General features: G+C 70.4%; 17 protein-coding genes. 14 read left to right on the top strand and 3 right to left on the bottom strand.

The window, feature by feature from the left end:
- The first annotated feature begins 49 nt into the window (after nucleotides 1–49).
- The 8 genes from VFL28_01505 (at nucleotide 50) to VFL28_01540 (ending at nucleotide 6,596) form a co-directional block, all read left to right on the top strand.
- Nucleotides 50–1,132, top strand: coding sequence for a membrane dipeptidase (locus VFL28_01505; protein ID HET7263314.1), 1,083 nt, complete (start codon nucleotides 50–52; stop codon nucleotides 1,130–1,132).
- Nucleotides 1,133–1,229: 97 nt separating this feature from the next.
- On the top strand, nucleotides 1,230–1,703 hold the full coding sequence (locus VFL28_01510; protein ID HET7263315.1) for a VOC family protein: 474 nt from the start codon (nucleotides 1,230–1,232) through the stop codon (nucleotides 1,701–1,703).
- 60 nt (nucleotides 1,704–1,763) lie between these two features.
- Nucleotides 1,764–3,437, top strand: coding sequence for a thiamine pyrophosphate-binding protein (locus VFL28_01515; GenBank protein ID HET7263316.1), 1,674 nt, complete (start codon nucleotides 1,764–1,766; stop codon nucleotides 3,435–3,437).
- Between the two features lie 93 nt (nucleotides 3,438–3,530).
- Nucleotides 3,531–4,382: an aldo/keto reductase gene (locus tag VFL28_01520; protein HET7263317.1), complete on the top strand. Its 852-nt coding sequence runs from the start codon at nucleotides 3,531–3,533 to the stop codon at nucleotides 4,380–4,382.
- 20 nt (nucleotides 4,383–4,402) lie between these two features.
- Entirely contained in the window at nucleotides 4,403–5,284 is an 882-nt protein-coding gene (locus tag VFL28_01525; protein ID HET7263318.1) for a serine hydrolase, read from the top strand.
- Between the two features lie 87 nt (nucleotides 5,285–5,371).
- Complete coding sequence (locus tag VFL28_01530; protein HET7263319.1) at nucleotides 5,372–5,689, top strand: metalloregulator ArsR/SmtB family transcription factor; 318 nt, start codon at nucleotides 5,372–5,374, stop codon at nucleotides 5,687–5,689.
- Entirely contained in the window at nucleotides 5,686–6,141 is a 456-nt protein-coding gene (locus VFL28_01535; GenBank protein HET7263320.1) for an SRPBCC domain-containing protein, read from the top strand. The genes VFL28_01530 and VFL28_01535 overlap by 4 nt, the downstream gene beginning before the upstream one ends.
- Before the next feature lie 35 nt (nucleotides 6,142–6,176).
- Nucleotides 6,177–6,596, top strand: coding sequence for a VOC family protein (locus VFL28_01540; protein ID HET7263321.1), 420 nt, complete (start codon nucleotides 6,177–6,179; stop codon nucleotides 6,594–6,596).
- 69 nt (nucleotides 6,597–6,665) lie between these two features.
- Here the strand turns inward: VFL28_01540 and VFL28_01545 are convergent, their stop codons facing one another.
- The 3 genes from VFL28_01545 to VFL28_01555 form a co-directional block, all read right to left on the bottom strand.
- Nucleotides 6,666–7,058 (bottom strand): spore germination protein GerW family protein, encoded by a 393-nt coding sequence (locus VFL28_01545; GenBank protein ID HET7263322.1) that lies wholly within the window; start codon nucleotides 7,056–7,058, stop codon nucleotides 6,666–6,668.
- A gap of 82 nt (nucleotides 7,059–7,140) precedes the next feature.
- Nucleotides 7,141–8,196, bottom strand: coding sequence for a phosphodiester glycosidase family protein (locus VFL28_01550; GenBank protein HET7263323.1), 1,056 nt, complete (start codon nucleotides 8,194–8,196; stop codon nucleotides 7,141–7,143).
- A gap of 62 nt (nucleotides 8,197–8,258) precedes the next feature.
- Nucleotides 8,259–10,982: a SpoIIE family protein phosphatase gene (locus VFL28_01555; protein HET7263324.1), complete on the bottom strand. Its 2,724-nt coding sequence runs from the start codon at nucleotides 10,980–10,982 to the stop codon at nucleotides 8,259–8,261.
- Between the two features lie 277 nt (nucleotides 10,983–11,259).
- On the opposite strand from VFL28_01555, the gene VFL28_01560 reads away from it, so the two are divergent.
- The 6 genes from VFL28_01560 to VFL28_01585 all read left to right on the top strand — a co-directional run.
- Complete coding sequence (locus tag VFL28_01560; protein ID HET7263325.1) at nucleotides 11,260–12,792, top strand: ABC transporter substrate-binding protein; 1,533 nt, start codon at nucleotides 11,260–11,262, stop codon at nucleotides 12,790–12,792.
- A gap of 62 nt (nucleotides 12,793–12,854) precedes the next feature.
- Nucleotides 12,855–13,790 (top strand): ABC transporter permease, encoded by a 936-nt coding sequence (locus tag VFL28_01565; GenBank protein HET7263326.1) that lies wholly within the window; start codon nucleotides 12,855–12,857, stop codon nucleotides 13,788–13,790.
- Between the two features lie 10 nt (nucleotides 13,791–13,800).
- Nucleotides 13,801–14,670, top strand: coding sequence for an ABC transporter permease (locus VFL28_01570; protein ID HET7263327.1), 870 nt, complete (start codon nucleotides 13,801–13,803; stop codon nucleotides 14,668–14,670).
- A 125-nt stretch (nucleotides 14,671–14,795) separates the two neighbouring features.
- Entirely contained in the window at nucleotides 14,796–15,698 is a 903-nt protein-coding gene (locus VFL28_01575; GenBank protein ID HET7263328.1) for an ABC transporter ATP-binding protein, read from the top strand.
- Nucleotides 15,688–16,722, top strand: coding sequence for an oligopeptide/dipeptide ABC transporter ATP-binding protein (locus VFL28_01580; protein ID HET7263329.1), 1,035 nt, complete (start codon nucleotides 15,688–15,690; stop codon nucleotides 16,720–16,722). The genes VFL28_01575 and VFL28_01580 overlap by 11 nt, the downstream gene beginning before the upstream one ends.
- Nucleotides 16,723–16,786: 64 nt before the next feature.
- Nucleotides 16,787–17,017 (top strand): hypothetical protein (locus VFL28_01585; protein HET7263330.1); only part of this gene is annotated, 231 nt, incomplete at its 3' end.

Genomic DNA, 17,017 nt, shown 5'->3' on the forward strand with positions numbered 1-17,017 from the left:
GCCGCGTGCCGGCAGGTGCCCCCGCGCCGCTCTGCGGAATCGACAGATCATGCTCATCGTCGACAGCCATCTCGATCTCGCCCTCAACGCGCTGCAGGGCAACCGCGACCTGCTGACGTCCGCCTACACGACCCGCGTGCTGGAACGGTCGATGAAGGGACCGGGGCGCGCGCAGGGCACGGTCGCCTTTCCGGAAATGCGGCGCGGCCGGGTCGCGCTCTGCTTCACGACCGTGCTCGCGCGGTCGAGCGGCCGCCCGGAGCCCGGCATTGACTACCCGACGGCGATCCAGGCCCACGCGCACGGCAAGGGCCACCTCGCCTACCATCAGGCGCTCGAACGCGAGGGGCACATCCGCATCATCCGGGACGCGGTCCAACTCGACGCGCACGTCGCGGAATGGACCGACTGGGACGCCGCGCACTCATCGGACGATCCCGCACCGACCCCGCCGCTCGGCATGGTTATCACGATGGAGAGCGCCGATCCCGTGCTCTCGCCGTCGACGCTGCGGGAGTGGTGGGAGGGCGGATTGCGGCTGCTCGGTCCGGCGCACTTCGGGCACGGCCGGTACGCCGGGGGCACCGGCTGCGACGAGGGATTGACCGAACTCGGCCCCCCGCTGCTCCGGGAGATGGCGCGGCTCGGCATCAGCCTCGACCTCTCGCACTGTTCGGACGAGGCGTTTTGGCAGGCGCTCTCCCACTACGACGGCCCGGTGCACGCGAGCCACAACAACTGCCGGGCGCTCAACCCTCACCAGCGCCAGCTGACGGACGAGGAGATTCGCGCGATCGTCGAACGCGGCGGCGTCATCGGCACGGTTCCGGGCTGCTGGCAGATGATTCCCGGCTGGACGAACGGCGACAGCAACGCGCACGTGACCCTCGCCGACATCGTGCCGCATATCGACCACATCTGCCAGATCGCGGGGAGCGCACGACACGCCGGCATTGGCAGCGACCTCGACGGCGGCGTCGGCCGCGAAGGCTTCGCGCACGACCTCGACACGATCGCCGATCTGCAGAAGATCGGCGCGCTGCTCGCCGAGCGCGGATACCCGCCCGCCGACGTGGCCGCGGTCATGCACGGCAACTGGATCCGCTTCCTCCGCGAGGCCTGGGGCGGATAAGAGTAGTAAGGACTACACGGCCCCGCTCTCGGCGCCGGCAGTCGGCGGCGCCGGACGACTACCGCGGCGACAAGAGACTCGCGAGGGAGGAAGCGCCATGCCGAGGATCACACCGATGCTGTGGTTTGACAGCAACGCGGAGGACGCGGCCCAGTTCTACACGTCGATCTTCAAGAACTCGAAGATCTGCGAGGTCAGCCGCTATGGCGACGCGGGCCCGGGGCCCAAAGGGCAGGCGATGGTGGTGCGGTTCCAGCTCGAGGGACAGGAGTTCCTGGCCCTCAACGGCGGCCCCCAGTTCAAGTTCACGGAGGCGATATCGTTCGTCGTGAACTGCGAGACGCAGGACGACGTCGATTACTACTGGGACAGGTTGTCGGCGGGCGGCAAAGAGGTCCAGTGCGGCTGGCTGCGGGATAAGTTCGGACTGTCGTGGCAGGTCACCCCGGCCGTTCTGCCGCGGCTCCTGCGGGATCCCGACCCCGCCAAGTCCCAGCGAGTGATGAAGGCCATGTTGGAGATGGTAAAGATCGACATCGCGGCGCTGCAGCGCGCCTACGACCGGGCGTAGCGACGGCCGAGGGCGTCCGCGCGGCAGGTGGCCGGCCGTCCGGCGGTTTAGACATCTCACATGACCCTACGGGGAGCGCATCTCGCGCTCCGCTGCCTCAAACTCGAAGGCATCCGCAAGTTGTTCACGATCGTCGGGGATACCATTCTGCCGATCTGCGACGCCGCGGTCGACGAGGGGATGGACCTCGTCGATACCCGGCACGAGGCGGCGGCGCTGCACATGGCGGACGCGTGGTCGAGAGTGACCGGCGAGCCGGCCGTGGCGCTCGTGACCGGCGGTCCCGGTTTCGCCAACGCGATCTCCGCGCTGCCGCCGATCCACGCAAGCGAGAGCCCCGTCATTTTGCTGGCCGGGTGCGGCGAGCTCGTCGAGCGCGGGATGTACGGTTTTCAGGAGATCGACCAAGTGGGCCTGGCCGCACCGGCCACCAAGGGCTCGTGGATGGTGCCGGACCGCCGCCGCATTCCCGGCATGATCGCCACGGCGTTCCGCACCGCACTCGAGGGCCGCCGCGGTCCGGTGCACCTGACGATTCCGATCGACATCCAGGAGGCCGCCGTCGCCGAGAGCGAAACGCCGGCCTATCCGCCGAGCGAGTACCGCCCCGCGGGCCGCAGCCTCGGCGATCCCGCGCTCGTGGCGCAGGCGATCGACGTGCTGGGGAACGCCGAACGGCCCGTCGTCGTCGCGGCCAACGCGGCGAGGGCGTCCCTCGCCCCGCCGGACCTCCGGGATTTCGTCGAGGCGACGAACCTGCCGTGCTTTACGGTCGAGCAGGCACGGGGGCTGCTCTCCGACGATCACCCGCTGTGCTTCGGGTATGGGGATCCGGCGCTCAACGACACGGCGAAGCACTTCCGGGAGGCCGACGCCGTTCTGCTGCTGGGCAAGCGTCTCGATCACCGCTATCGCTACGGGCGGCCGCCGTTTTTCAACGCGGCCGCGACGCTGATCCAGGTCGATCCCTCGCCGGCCGAGATCGGACGCAACCGCGGCGTGCACGTCGGGATCGTGGGAGATGTCGGAGCGGTCGTGCGGCAGATGACCGAGGCGGCCCGCGGCGCGGAGCGGTGGACCGGTGTGGCGGCGTGGCGCCGGCAGCTCGGCAAGACCCGCGAGGCGCAGCGGCTTCGGTTCGAGGCGCTCGGCACCGACGAGACGCCGCTGCACGCCGTGCGCGTGCTGCGGGATGTCGATACGTTTACCGACGACGACACGATCTTGGTCGTGGACGGCGGCGACTTCGCCGGATGGGGGCGGAGCTATCTGCGGGCCCGGAACGCCGGGGGGTGGCTACGCCTCGGTCCGCTCGGCCAATTGGGCTGCGGGGTCCCCTACGCGATCGCGGCGAAGCTCGCGCGCCCCGAGGCGGACGTACTGCTGCTCATCGGCGACGGATCGTTCGGATTCTACGGCATCGAGTTCGACACGGCGGTCCGGCACGGCGCCGCGTTCACCGCGGTGATGGGGAACGACGCGTTGTGGGGCATCGACCGCAACTTCCAGCTGGCGTACTACGGCCGAGCGGTCGGAACCGAGCTGCGGCCGGTGCGTTACGACAAGATGGTGGAAGCGCTGGGCGGCCACGGCGAGCACGTCACGCAGCCCGGCGAGATCGTCCCGGCGATCCGGCGCGCCCGCGAGTCGGGACGGCCGTCGCTCGTCAGCGTCACGATCCGCAACACGCCGTGTCCGCTCGCGAACGCCATGATGGCCCGGAAAATGCGATGAACGCCGCGGGCGCCGGATCAGGCGCGCCCCACGCCGCGTCCGCCTCGCGGCGGGCGCAGGGACCGGACCGGCGCGACCGAAGGCACTGACGCGATGCACGCATCCGCGGCGGGCACGGTCGTCATCGGCGGCGATCTGCGCGTCGCGCGGCTCGGTTTCGGGGCGCTGCGGATCCTCGGCCGCGGAGGGCTCGGCCCGCCGCGCGATCGGGCCCGGGCGCTCGGGGTGCTGCGGCGCGCGGTGGATCTCGGTGTCACGCTCATCGATACCGCCGACTCGTACGGTCCCGGCGTCTCGGAAGAATTGATCGCGGAAGCCCTCAACCCGTACCCGGCCGGACTCGTCATCGCGACGAAAGGCGGCTTCACCAGGCCTGGAGGCGCGTGGATCGCGCGCGGGCGGCCGGCGCACCTCCGCGAGGCGCTCGAAGGGAGCCTCCGCCGGCTGCGCGTCGAGCGGATCGACCTCTATCAACTGCACACCGTCGACCCCAAGGTGCCGATAGAAGAGTCGGTGGGGACGATCGTCGAGATGCAGGCGCAGGGCAAGATCCGGCACATCGGCGTCTCCAACGTCTCCACCGAAGAACTGCGGAAGGCGCAGTCCGTCGCGCGGATCGTCTCGGTCCAGAACGAGTACAGCCTCGCCGAGCGCGAGTCGGACGGCGTGCTGGACGTGTGCGCGCGAGAAGGGCTCGCGTTTCTCCCGTGGGCGCCGCTCGCCGGCGCGCGGCGCGCCGCAAAGAAGCTCACGGCCGTGCTCCACAAGGTCGCCGCGGCGCACCGCGCCACGCCCTGGCAAGTCTCGCTGGCGTGGCTGCTGCACCGCTCCCCGGCCGTGGTGCCGATCCCCGGCACGGGATCGCCCGAGCATTTGGAGGAGAACCTTGCCGCGGCGGACCTGCGCCTCTCGGACGACGAATACCAGTCTCTCACCGAACTCTGATGGAAGGCGGTGTTTCCGACGTGATCACGGAGCGCGCGCGGCTCGCGTCCTCGCTGAACGCCTTATGCGATGCGCAGCCCTTCGAGACCGGCTGGTATCTCCGCGACCTGCGCCGGGGCGTCTCGGCGGACCGCCGCGGCAGCGTCGTGGTGCCGTCGGCGAGTACGCGAAAAATCGCGATCTTGATGACCGCGCTCGGCGACGTGCACACGGGGCGGCTGTCGCTCGACCGGCGCGTCGCGATCGAGGCGCGCTACCAGATCAGCGACAGCGGCTGCATGCAGCACTTCCGGCCGGGGTCCACCCTCACGCTGCACGACTTTCTCGTCATGATGATCATCGTCAGCGACAACGTCGCGACCGGCACGGTGGCCGACCTGGTCGGCCTGGATGCGATCAACGCGTTCTGCCGGTCGATCGGCATGACCGGTACGACGCACCGCGCGGGCATCCCGCAAGAGAACTACCCGCTCATGCCGCCCGGCGAAGTGCCGCCGCACGACGTTAACCGCCTGAACGCCACGACGCCGGCCGACGTCGGCCATCTGCTGGAAGCGGTCTTGAAGGGCGGCGACGATGCCGACGCGGCGGCGCGGCTCGGCGTCACGCCGGACCTCTGCCGCTACGCCCTCGACATCCTGAGCTGGCAGAACCTGACGGCGCGCCTCCCTTCCTGGCTCCCCACCGGCACGAAGGTGGCCCACAAGACCGGCACCGGCGGCAACGCGATCAACGACGCCGGCATCATCTTCCAGAACGGGCGGCCGCTGTTCGTGCTCACGGTCTACACGTACCCCGTGCCGCGCGTACTGCGAAACGGCGAGCCGGGTAAGGCCGCGGCCACCGCGCACATCGGCCGGCTCAGCCGCGCCTGCTGGGACGCGCTCGCCGAGCCGGAGTAGCCGCCACCCCGAACGTCGCGACATCCACCCCGGTTGACAAACCGTAACCGATCGGTTACGTTATTTGGTAACCAAATGGTTACGGTCATGGACACCCAACGCGATGCCGTGTTCCGGGCGCTGGCCGACCCGACGCGCCGGAGGATCCTCGGACTGCTTCGCGGGGGCCGCCGAACGGTCGGTGAGTTGGCGGGTAACTTCCAAACGAGCCGACCCGCGATCTCGAGGCACCTCCGGGTGCTGCGGGCGGCCGGCCTCGTCACCGCCCGCCGGCAGGGCACCGCGCGCATCTGCCAGCTGAATCCGCGGCCGCTCCGCACCGTCGACGCGTGGCTTCAGGACTACCGCGCCTTCTGGCGCGCAACCTTGCGCGATCTCAAGCGCTATGTGGAGGAGACCCGATGAACGCGACCAAAACGGAAGGCCCCATCGTCGAGGAAATCACCATCAGCGCGCCGGCCGAGCGTGTCTTCGACGCGCTGACCGATCCTGAGCAGTGCGTCAAATGGTGGGGGCACGAAGGGCAGTTCGGATGGACGCAGATCGAGTCCGACCTGCGGGCCGGCGGCAGGCTCGTGATGCGCGGTTACGGCTACGGCGGAAAGAGCGTCACCGTCACCGGCGTGTACCGCCAAATCGAGCGGCCGCGCCTGCTCGTCCACACCTGGCTGCCGGACTGGCAGGGTGACGCCACCGAGAGCGTCGTGCGCTGGGACTTCGAGGAGCGCGGCGGCGTCACGCGGGTGCGCATCACGCATTCCGGGCTCGCCACCGAGACGTCCCGGATGAGCCACCGCGGCTGGCCCAACATCCTCAATTGGCTCCAGGAATACACGGAGGGCAAGCCGCGCGCGTGACGCGGACGGCGCGGTAGACTCGGGAGGTACGTGCGATGAAAACGGCGGCGATGCCCGCTCGAGAGCTCTACCGCATCAAGGGCTGTCACGGCGTTCGCTACCAAGTGCGAGATGTCGGCCGGTCGATCGCATTCTACACGGGGCTCGGTTTTCACCTAGATCACCAGGCGCTGCCGGCGTTCGCGACCCTATCGCTCGATCAGTTGAAACTGCTACTCAGCGGCCCGAACGCATCGGGATCGCGGCCGATGCCCGACGGACGCCGCCAAGAGCCGGGCGGCTGGAATCGCATCGTCCTGCGCGTCGCCGAACTGCCGGCCGCGATGACGGCGCTTCAAGACCGGGGGATCCGCTTCCGCAACCGGATGGAGACGGGTCCCGGCGGGCGGCAGGTGCAGCTCGAAGACCCGGACGGGAACCCAATCGAGCTGTTTGAGCCGGCCCGTCCGTCGTAGGGACCCGGCAGCGGCTCGCCTTGACACCGCTTCGATAAGGAGCGGGACGGGCCGCCGACGGCGTTCCGGTCAGCGCGCGCGCACGCGGCGCACGGTGTACGTGATCCAGAAGAGGTTCCAGGCGGCAAGGATCATGCCCGCGAGCGCGAGGCGCGCGACGTCGACGATCGGCTTCACTTTCGTCCCGTCCGCGCCGACTTCGAGCACGGCGACGGGCCGCACCGAGACGCGTCCGCCGCCGCCGCCCCCCGCGCCGCCTCCGGCGTCCTTGCCGGCCTCATCGACGCTCTGGGCGCCGTTTCCCTTCAGGGTGCCCTGTCCGCCCCCAAAGCCGAACCCAAACGAGACCTTGGCCACCGGAATGATCGTACGCCCGTTGACCTGATACGGCTCGCCGAACACCGTCTTGACGGTGGCGCGCTCGTGCATCTGCCCGAACCGGTTCAGCATCTCTGCAAACATGGACCGCCTCCTCGCGGCGCACCCCACGCCGCGAGTCCATCGTACGCCTTCGCTGCGAGCCCGTGCGAGCGCTGCGGTGTGGCTACGGCCCGGCCACGGGCCACAGGACGAGCGCGTTTGCGATTTCACGACCGGGACGCACGAGGTAGTTGCCACCGCAGACGAGACTGCTCGAGGCGTTATCGTCGAGGTTCATCGCATCCCAGGCGCCCAGCCGCCGCGCCGCCTCCGCCGCCTCGGGAACCGTGGCGCCGCTCACCACGGCGAACAGAACCTGGCGGTCTTCTGTATAGCCGATGAGCGAGCGCCGGCCGTGATATGCGGTAACCTTCGGGTCGCGGAAGCCTTCCGCGACGGCGTCCAAAACGATCCTGCCGCGGTCGACGAGCCGCGGCCCGGCTCCGAGGCTGAACCGGGTGCGCAGCGGCTCGCCGTCCTGCACCGCGCGGTAGTCGATCCGCTGGCCGATCCGAAACTTCCAGCCGAGGACGCCGACCTCTCGGCCCATTAACGCGAGCACGAACCCGTCGTCCGGGATCGGCGCGTCACGGTTCTGCTCGATCGCGACCACCCGGCCCCGGTGCGCCGTGACCGCGAGATCCGCGTGGAAGCCGAGGCTCGGGCCGCGGTCGCGAGTATAGATGAAGGCGCCCGTCGACGCCGTCGGCGTCTGGTTCAGGTTGTAAGCGTACCAGTTGTACGGGTAGACCTCGCTGCCCTCGAGCGCCCCCCGGATCTGCAAACGCTCGCGGACCATCCGCATGCCGCCGCCGTCGAAGACGTCGAGCCGCGTGCCGAAATCCCCGAGATGAATCAGCCGCCCGTTCACGACCAGCGTGCCGTATGGTTCGCGCGTCTCGCCGGCGTAGGCGGCGAAGAACGTGCCGTTGATCGCGCAGGCCGCCCCGGACGCCTGCGCGATCGAGGCCAACCACGCGTTGTCGCCGACACGGCTCCCGGCCAGCGCCACGCCGAGCCGGTACCGTGAGAGCGGCGCGCGCACCACGATCGCCGGAAGCACGCGGCTCCCGACGGCCACGCTCGTCCGCTCATACGGCGCGGGATACGCCGGCGCCGCGGACGGCGGCACGGCGACGACGATGATCGCGGCGGCCGCGACGGCCAGCCGGAACGCCACTCCCCCCGTAATGACCGCTCCCCCTGATTCCTCAAACGTCCCCTGCCGTTATACCCGGGCGCTCACGACTCCCTGACACGCGCGGCGGTGACCGCGTCCGCCAGCGAATCGAACACCGGCAGCATCGAGGCGACGTCCATCGCCTTGAGGACCGGCCGCAGCGGCGCGTCGGGCCCGACGACGAGCAGCAGCAAGCAGCGCATCGTCGCGAGGCGCTGGCCCGCCTGCAGCAGCGCCCGAAGGCCCTGGCTGTCGAAGTAGCGCGCCTGCGTCAGCGACAGCGCGACCGCACCGCGCCCGGCATGGACACACGCCTCCTGGATCAGCACCTTGAACCGGCCGACGTTCTCGGAGTCGACGTCGCCGGAGATCTCCACCACGGGCACGTCGTCAACCACGCGGGTGCGCCAGTTCTGCCAGTCGCCCGGCGCGCGGCCGGACCTCGGCGCTCCCACCCGACGGACGGACGGCGTGGAAGGGTCCGCGGGGTTCGCCGGTCCCGGCGCCGGAGCGGCACGGGCCGGAGCAGCGGCCCGGTCCGGAAGCGGCACGGTGAAAGTGACCGTGGTGCCGCCGGGCGCCCTCCCGATTTCCACCTCGTCCGCCAGCGCCCGGATCAGGTCCAGACCGCGGCCGCCGGTGTTGTGGGCGCGGTCCGGCCGCCACTTTCCGCGGTCCTGCACCTCGACGCGCAGCACGCCGTCGGCCGGGGTGGCGCGGAGCAGCACGGAGCCCGGAGTGACGCCGTAAGCGTGCTCGATTACGTTGTTGACGGCCTCGCCGGACGCGATCATGAGCGCCGACACCGCGTCCTCGTCGAGCCCGAGCCCGCGGCTCAACTGGCGCAGCGCGTGCCGCATCAGCCGGAGGCTCGACGGCTCCGCCGGCAGCACGAGGTCGAGCCGGTCCACGGGCTGCGGGTCGACGGCAAGGGTCACGATGGCGATGTCGTCGGGGGCCGCTTCCCCGACGGTGCGCGCCAGAAGCGCGCGCGCCGCGTCCGGCGAGCGCTCCTGCGCTTCGCGCGCGACCGCATTCAACAGCGCTTCCTGTCCACCGATCGGATCGCGGGTCGATTCGATCAGCCCGTCGGTGTGCAGGACGAGAAGCGAGCCCGGCGCGAGATCGACCGACCACGACGGCGCGCCCGGCGCGTCCATAAAGCCGAGCGGCAGACCGCCCGACGGCAGCGCGCGCACCCCCGCCGCGTTCGCGACAACCGGCGCGGGGTGGCCGGCGGTCGCGTAGGCAAAGACCCCCGTCGCCGGGTCGAAGATCCCGAAGATCGCGGTGGTCATGCCTTCGTGCTCGTGACTCAAACGGATGACCTGGCTCGCGAGCGCGAGCGCCTCGGCCGGAGGGTGGCCCTCGAGCGCGGCGGCGCGCACCGCCTGGCGCACCTGCCCCATCACGACCGCCGCTTCGACGCCGCGTCCGACGACGTCGCCGATCGCAAGCGCCACGCGGCCGTCGGGAAGCCGGAACACGTCGTACCAGTCGCCGCCCACGCCGGGCTCGAGGGCGCTCGGCACATAGACCGCGCGGAGCCGCAGGCCGGGGACCTCCGGCATTCCCGCCGGGAGCAGCGCGCGCTGGAGCGTCGCCGCGGTCTGGTGCTCCTGTGCGTAGAGACGTGCGCGCTCGAACGCCTGGGCGCACTGCCTGCCGAGCGTGAGAAGGAATGCCGCTTCGTCGTCGTCGATCGGACGCGGCGAGACGAACCGCAGCGACAGAGCACCCGTCACGGCCGTCTGCAGCACCAGCGGCACGACGGCGCCGCCGCCCGCAGCCGCGCGCGGCGCGCCGTCCCCGAACACCGCCTCGTGCCCCACCACGGCCCCGGCCTTCACCGCCTCGTCGAGATACCGGTCCTGTCCCGGCGCCACGCGGCGCCAGCGGTCCACGACCTCGTCCCGATATCCGATCGCCGCGATCAGCTCGAAGGTGCCTTCCTGCGTCGCGAGCCACAGCGCCGCCGCCGCTCCGCCCAATCCGGCGGTCGCACGCTCCACGATCGCCTGGGCGACCTGGCCGGGGGTGACCGCCCCGGAGAGCGCGGCCGTAATGTCGACGAGCAGGTGCTGCCGCCGCTCCAGCCGGAGCCGGCTCGAGATGTCCCGGGCGATCGTCGAAGCCGCGATGATGCGCCGGTCGCGGTCCCGAATCGGCGAGATCGTCAGCGCCACGTCGACGCGGCCCCCATCCTTGCGGACGCGGACTGTCTCGAAGCGCGAGATCGTCTCGCCGTTTCGCAGCCGCGCCATGATCGTCGAAATTTCGTCGGGGCGCTCCGGCGGCGCGAGCATGGCGACCGGCCGCCCGACGGCCTCCCCGGCGGTGTAGCCGTACAGCCGCTGCGCGCCGACGTTCCAGGAGAGGATGACCGCGTCCATGCTCTTGCTGAAGATCGCGTCGTCCGACGATTCGACGATCGCCGCGAGGTGCGCGGTCCCGTTCTCGACGCCGCGGCGCCGCCGCTCCGTGTCGCTGGCGCGCGCGAAGCCCTCCGCGACCCCGAAGACGGTCACCGCAAACAGCGCCAGCACCGGCAGCGTGGAAGCGACGGCGGGCCACGAGTCCGTCGCCGGCAGCAGGTAGGCCCACGCCGCCGCCGTGGCGACGAACGCGGCCAGGAGGCCGACCGCGCGGCCGGCGCCGTAGGCGAGCGCAGCGATGGGCGGGATGTAAAGGAAGAGCCCGGGCGTCGCGATCATCTGGGAGCGCACCGAGAGCGAACGCAGGCCCACGGCGAGGAACGTGACGGCCGCCACTACCGCGACCGCCACAACGGCCTCGCCCAACACGCGGGCGCGACGGCGCGGCGGCGCCGCGGGCGCGATAATCCCGGCCGGCGGCCGGACGGGGAAACCGTTTCCGGCGGACGTCTGTGACGGCACTATGATGTACAGGATATCTACCCTGTTCCACGCTTCGGTTCCGCGGCGAACCGGGAGATGCCGAGGAACTGCCGGAGGACCCGCCGAACCCTGGCCTGCCGGGCGCCTCCCGGTTCGCCGCGCCCGCGCTGTCCCACATTTCGGATCAGGAGGCAGAGTCGTGCGCATGTTTCGTCTGATGGCCGCCGCGGCGGCCGCGGTCGCGCTCGTCTTCGGGTTGTTCCCCTCGATCTCGCCCACCGGCGCGGCCGGGTTCAAGACCGTCATCAGTTTCGGGGTCAACCGCGCCGCCGACGACCTCGATCCGGTGACGCAGGACGCCAACCCCAACATCTGGGCATATATGCAGATCTACCAGCAACTGGTGCGCGTCAACGCCGCGGGCGACGGGTTCGTCCCCGACCTCGCGACGAGCTGGAAGGTGTCGGCGGACGGCAAGATCTGGACGTTCACGCTGCGGCCCGACGCCGTGTTCTCTACCGGGGAACCCGTCACGTCGGCCGACGTCGTGTGGACCTTCCAGCGCGCGCACGATCTCGACGGCCCGTGGCAGTGGGCGCTCGAGCCGATGCAGGCGATCACGGCGGTGAACGCCCACACCGTGGCGATCACGCTGAAGGAGCCGTTCGCGCCGTTCCTCTCGGACGTGTCGCTGTTCTCCAACAGTATCGGGCCGGTGAGCAAGTTCAAGTCGGCGTCCCACGAAGAGATTTCGAACCACCCGATCGGGTCCGGCCCATACATGCTCGTCGATTGGAAGAAGGGCGAGCAGCTGACGATGCGGGCCAACCCGCACTACTACGGGCGCGGGCTGCCGAAGACGCCCGAGCTGCGGATCATCTACATCCCCGACGACAACACGCGCACGATCGCGCTGCAGTCCGGCCGCGTGGACGGCATCGACTATCCGCCCTTCTCGCTGCTCTCGGCGCTGCGCGGCGATCCGCGGATCGATGTCCAGCTGAACCCCTCGACCGCGGTCAGCCACGTGCTGCTCAACGTTAGCAAGGCACCGCTCAACAACGCCAAGCTGCGCCAGGCGCTCTCCTGGGCGACCGACCGTCCGGGCATCGTGAAGGGCGTGCTGTACGGCAACGGGACGGCCGCGACGTCGTTCCTTCCGATCACGACGCCGTTTTTCGACAAGCAACTGAAGGCGTACACCCTCGATCTCAACAAGGCGCAGGCGCTGCTCAAGGAATCGGGCGTCCCCACGCCGGTGACCCTGCGCGCGATGGTGCAGTCGGGCAACGCCGACGCGCAGACCACGACGACGCTCTTGAAGGGCATGTGGGCGAAGATCGGCGTGAACCTCGAGATCGAGCCGCTCGACCGCGCCGCCGCGACGCAGCGGATGCGGAACCTCGACTACCAGGTCTACGCCGGCGGGTGGACCAACGATGTGCCCGATCCGTCCGAGCTCGCGTCCTACGAGTTCGACTATGTGACCGCCAAGTCGTACCACACCGGGTACCAGTCGGCCGCGATGACCGCGCTGATCAAGCAAGGCGAGCGCGAGATGGACCCGGCCAAGCGGCGGCAGATCTACTACAAGATGCAGGAGTTGGCGATCCAGGACGCGCCGCTGATCTGGCTGTACTACGCGCCGTACACGGACGCGCTCAACAAGAACATGCACGGGTTCGTGCAGCTGGCCACGGGGCCGTGGATCTTCACGAACGTCACCGTGGCGCAGTAGCCTGAGCCGCGCCGGCGGCCGCCGCGTGTCGCGGCGGCCGCCGGATTCCGGAGCGCTCGAACGTGCTGCGCTATGCCCTCGGGCGGATCGGCCAGATGGTGCCGATCGCGCTCCTCGTGACCGTCCTGATCTTTCTGCTGATCAAGCTGGTGCCGGGCGATCCGGCCTCGGCTATTCTCGGCGACCGGGCGACGGACGCCTCGGTGCGGGCGCTGCGGCATCAGTGGGGGCTCGACCGCCCGATCTGGGAGCAGTACGCCGTCTACATGCGTAACCTCGCGACCGGCAACCTCGGCCAGTCGCTCCGCTACCAGACCCCCGTCACGTCGATGCTGCCGCGCCGGACGGGCGTCACGTTTTTCCTGATCGTCTACAGCCTGCTGCTGTCGGTACTGATTGCGGTGCCGCTCGCGCTCCTCGCAGCGCTGTACCGCAACCGCTGGCCGGACCATGTGATCCGGGCGTTCATGGCGCTGCCGCTCGCCTCGCCGGCGTTCTGGATCGGCATCCTGCTGCTGATCGTCTTCGCGTTGAAGCTGCGCCTCCTGCCGGCGGAGGGGTACGGCGAGGGCTTCGCGGACCACCTGCAGCACCTGTTCTTGCCGGCGCTGACGCTCTCGTACGCGTTCGCCTCGGTCCTGAGCCGAAACTTGCGCTCGTCGCTGATCGACGTGCTCACGACCACCTACGTCGACTTCGCGCGGGCGAAGGGGCTGCGGGGCCGCACCGTGCTGTTCGGCCACGTGCTGCGCGCCGCGATGCTGCCCATCGTGACGCTCGTGGGTGTGCGGCTCTCCTACGCCATCGGCGGCTCGGTCGTGATCGAGACGGTGTTCGCGATCCCGGGGCTGGGCTCGTGGATGGTCGACTCGATCCTCTCCCGCGACTACGTTGTGGTGCAGACGCTGACGCTGATGTTCGCGCTCGGCACGATGCTGATCAACCTCATCACCGACCTCGTGTACCCGCTGTTCGACCCGCGGGTGCGCGTGGGATGAGGGCCGGGGCATGAGCGCGGACGCCGGCACGACCGTCGCGGCCGCCGCCGTTCCCGCGTCGCGTCCGGCGCGCCTCAGGCCGCCGCTCGGGATCGTCGCCGGCGGGCTCATGCTGCTCGCGCTCACGGGCGCCACCATCCTCGCACCCGCGCTGCTGCCCACGGACCCGAACGCGCAGGACCTCAACGCGATGCTGCAGGCGCCGTCGGCGGCCCATCCGTTCGGCACCGACAACTACGGCCGCGACGTCCTGACGCGCGTCCTCTACGGCGCGGGCATCGACCTGCGCATCGGGGTGCTCGCGGTCGTCTTTCCGTTCATCTTCGGCTCGCTCGCCGGGGCCGCCGCCGGCTACGCCGGCGGGTGGGCCGACGCGCTCGTCATGCGCACGGTCGACGTGATCACGGCCGTGCCGTTCACCGTGCTGGTCATCGCCATCGTCGCGTTCCTCGGCCCGGGCGAAACCAACATCCTCATCGCGATCGGCGCGGTCGACTGGATCATTTTCGCGCGGCTCGTCCGCGGCGAAGTGTTGCGGGAGAAGAACCTCGAGTACGTGGCCGCCTTGCGCGCGTTCGGCTTCAGCAGCCGGCGCATCGTCTTCCGGCACATCCTGCCAAACGCGATCGCACCGGCGGTCACGTTCCTCGCCTCGGACATCGTGCTCGTGATCCTGACGGCCTCCGCGCTCGGCTTCCTCGGGCTCGGCCTCCGCCCTCCGGCGCCGGAGTGGGGACTCATGATCGCGGAGGGCCGGACTTTCATGTACACCGCCTGGTGGGTCGCGACGATGCCCGGGTTTGCCTGCATGTTCGCGGGCATCGGGTTCATCCTGGTCGGCGACGGCCTCTCGGACTTGCTGCGCGTGCGGGGCCAGTGACTCCGCCCGCGGCAATTTCGTCGTCGCCGGCGAGCCCACCGCAAGGCGGTCCGCCCGCCCTTGCCGTCGAGAACCTCCGGCTCGAGATCCCAACCCGGCGGGGGGTCGTAGCGGCGGTGCGCGGCGTGAGCTTCGCCGTCGCGCCCGGCGAGACGTTCGCGCTCGTCGGGGAGTCGGGATCCGGCAAGACGATGACCTGCCGGTCCATCGTACGGCTGCTTCACCCGCCGGCGCACATCACGGGCGGTTCGGTCTACTTCCACGGTCGGGACCTGCTCCGCCTTTCCGAACGGGAGCTCGAAACCGTCCGGGGGCGCGGGATCGCGATGGTCTTCCAGGACCCGATGACCGCCCTCAACCCCGTGCTGACGATCGAGCGGCAGATCGCCGAAGCGCTCACCGACGCGCCCGCGGACCGCGGGGAGCGCCGGCGCCGCATCGTCACGCTGCTGCGCCAGGTCGGGATCCCGGACGCGGAGCGGCGGCTGCGCGCCTACCCGCACCAGTTGTCGGGCGGTCAGCGGCAGCGCGTGATGCTGGCCGTCGTCCTCGCGCGCCGCCCCTCCGTGCTGCTCGCGGACGAGCCGACGACCGCGCTCGACGTCACGATCCAGGCACAGATCCTCCGCCTGCTCGCGTCGCTCCAGCAGCAGCTCGGGATGGCGCTCGTCCTCGTGACGCACGACCTCGGCGTGGTGCGCCAGGTCGTGCACCGCGTCGCGGTGATGTACGCCGGGCAGATCGTCGAGACGGCGCCGACCGCGGAGCTGTTCGCACGACCGCGCCATCCGTATACCGCGGGGCTGATCGCGTCGGTGCCGAGCATGGACCGCGCGCGGCCGCTCGTGCCGATTCCCGGCACGCCGCCCGACTTTGTGAGCCTCCCGGACGGGTGCGCCTTCGCGCCGCGGTGTCCGCTCGCCGCCCCGGAGTGCCGGCAGGGCACGATCGCGCTGCGCGACGTCGCGCCGGATCACCTGAGCCGATGCCTCAAGGCGGAGATGGTGGGGGCACCCGTTGCCGTCTGAGCCCCGGGAGCGGACCGGCCGGCAGGATGCGCCGCCGCCGGCGCTCCTGCGCGTCCGCGATCTCGTCAAGCACTTCCCGCTGCCCCGCTCGCCGCTCGACGTCATCGCCGGACGCCCTCCTGAAGCGGTGCGCGCGGTCGACGGCGTGTCGTTCGACCTCGCCCGGGGTACGACGCTCGGGCTGGTCGGAGAATCCGGGTGCGGCAAGAGCACCCTCGGGCGGTGTCTCCTACGGCTCTATCAGCCCGACGCGGGCTCCATGTGGTACGGCGACGCGGATCTCGCGCGTCTCGACGAACGCGGCCTCGCACCGTTCCGCCGCCGAATGCAGGTCGTCCTGCAAGATCCGTACTCGTCGCTCGATCCTCGGCAGAGCGTGGGCAGCGCGCTGACGGAGGTGCTGACGGTGCACGGCGTGGGGACGCCGGCCGACCGTCCGTCCCGCGTGGCCAAGCTGCTGGCCCTCGTCGGCCTGGGCGCCGCGGACGCCCACAAGCACCCCGGCGAGTTCTCCGGCGGGCAGCGGCAGCGCATCAGCATCGCCCGCGCGCTCGCGGTCGGCCCGGAGCTGCTGGTCGCCGACGAACCCGTCTCCGCGCTCGACGTCTCCATTCAGGCGCAGATTCTCCAGCTCTTGCTCGAGCTGCGGACCTCGCTCGGGCTGACGATGATCTTCATCTCGCACGACCTGCGCGTGGTACGCTACCTGAGCGACCAGGTCGCCGTGATGTACCTCGGCAAGATCGTCGAGCAGGCGCCGGCGGCGGATCTGTTCGCCCGGCCGCTGCACCCGTACACGCTTGCGCTGCTCTCCGCGATCCCGGAAGTAGAGGCGCCGGCCCGCCAGACGATCGAGATCGAGGGCGAACCGCCGAGTGCGGTGCGGGTGCCGCAGGGATGCCGGTTTCATCCCCGCTGCCCCTGGCGCACGGAGCGGTGCCTGCGTGAGACGCCCGAGCTGCGCGCGCTCGCGACCGGACACGTCGTGGCGTGCCACGAGGCGGAAAAGATCGCGCAGACGTAAGGAACCGGCCGGCGCCCCGCGAGGGGCTTGGGACTTGCAGGCTTGTGTTACAATCGTCGTTGCCATGGCGACCGAACCGACGACGGGTACCACGCGCCACTGTGAGACCTGCGGCGCTTCGCGGGAGCCGTTCTTCGACAGTCCGTGCGACTACCCGGTCGCCTGGCTCTGTCCGGCGTGCCGCACCGTGGAGATGGAAGTCTCGCGCACTTCGCTCTCGCCCGAGGCTCGCCGGGAACTCGCCGCGCTCGAATCGTTCATGCAGGCGGGCGCCTCGCCGGCACGCCCCGCGGCG

The organism is bacterium (genome assembly GCA_035691305.1).
Classification (GTDB): domain Bacteria; phylum Sysuimicrobiota; class Sysuimicrobiia; order Sysuimicrobiales; family Segetimicrobiaceae; genus DASSJF01.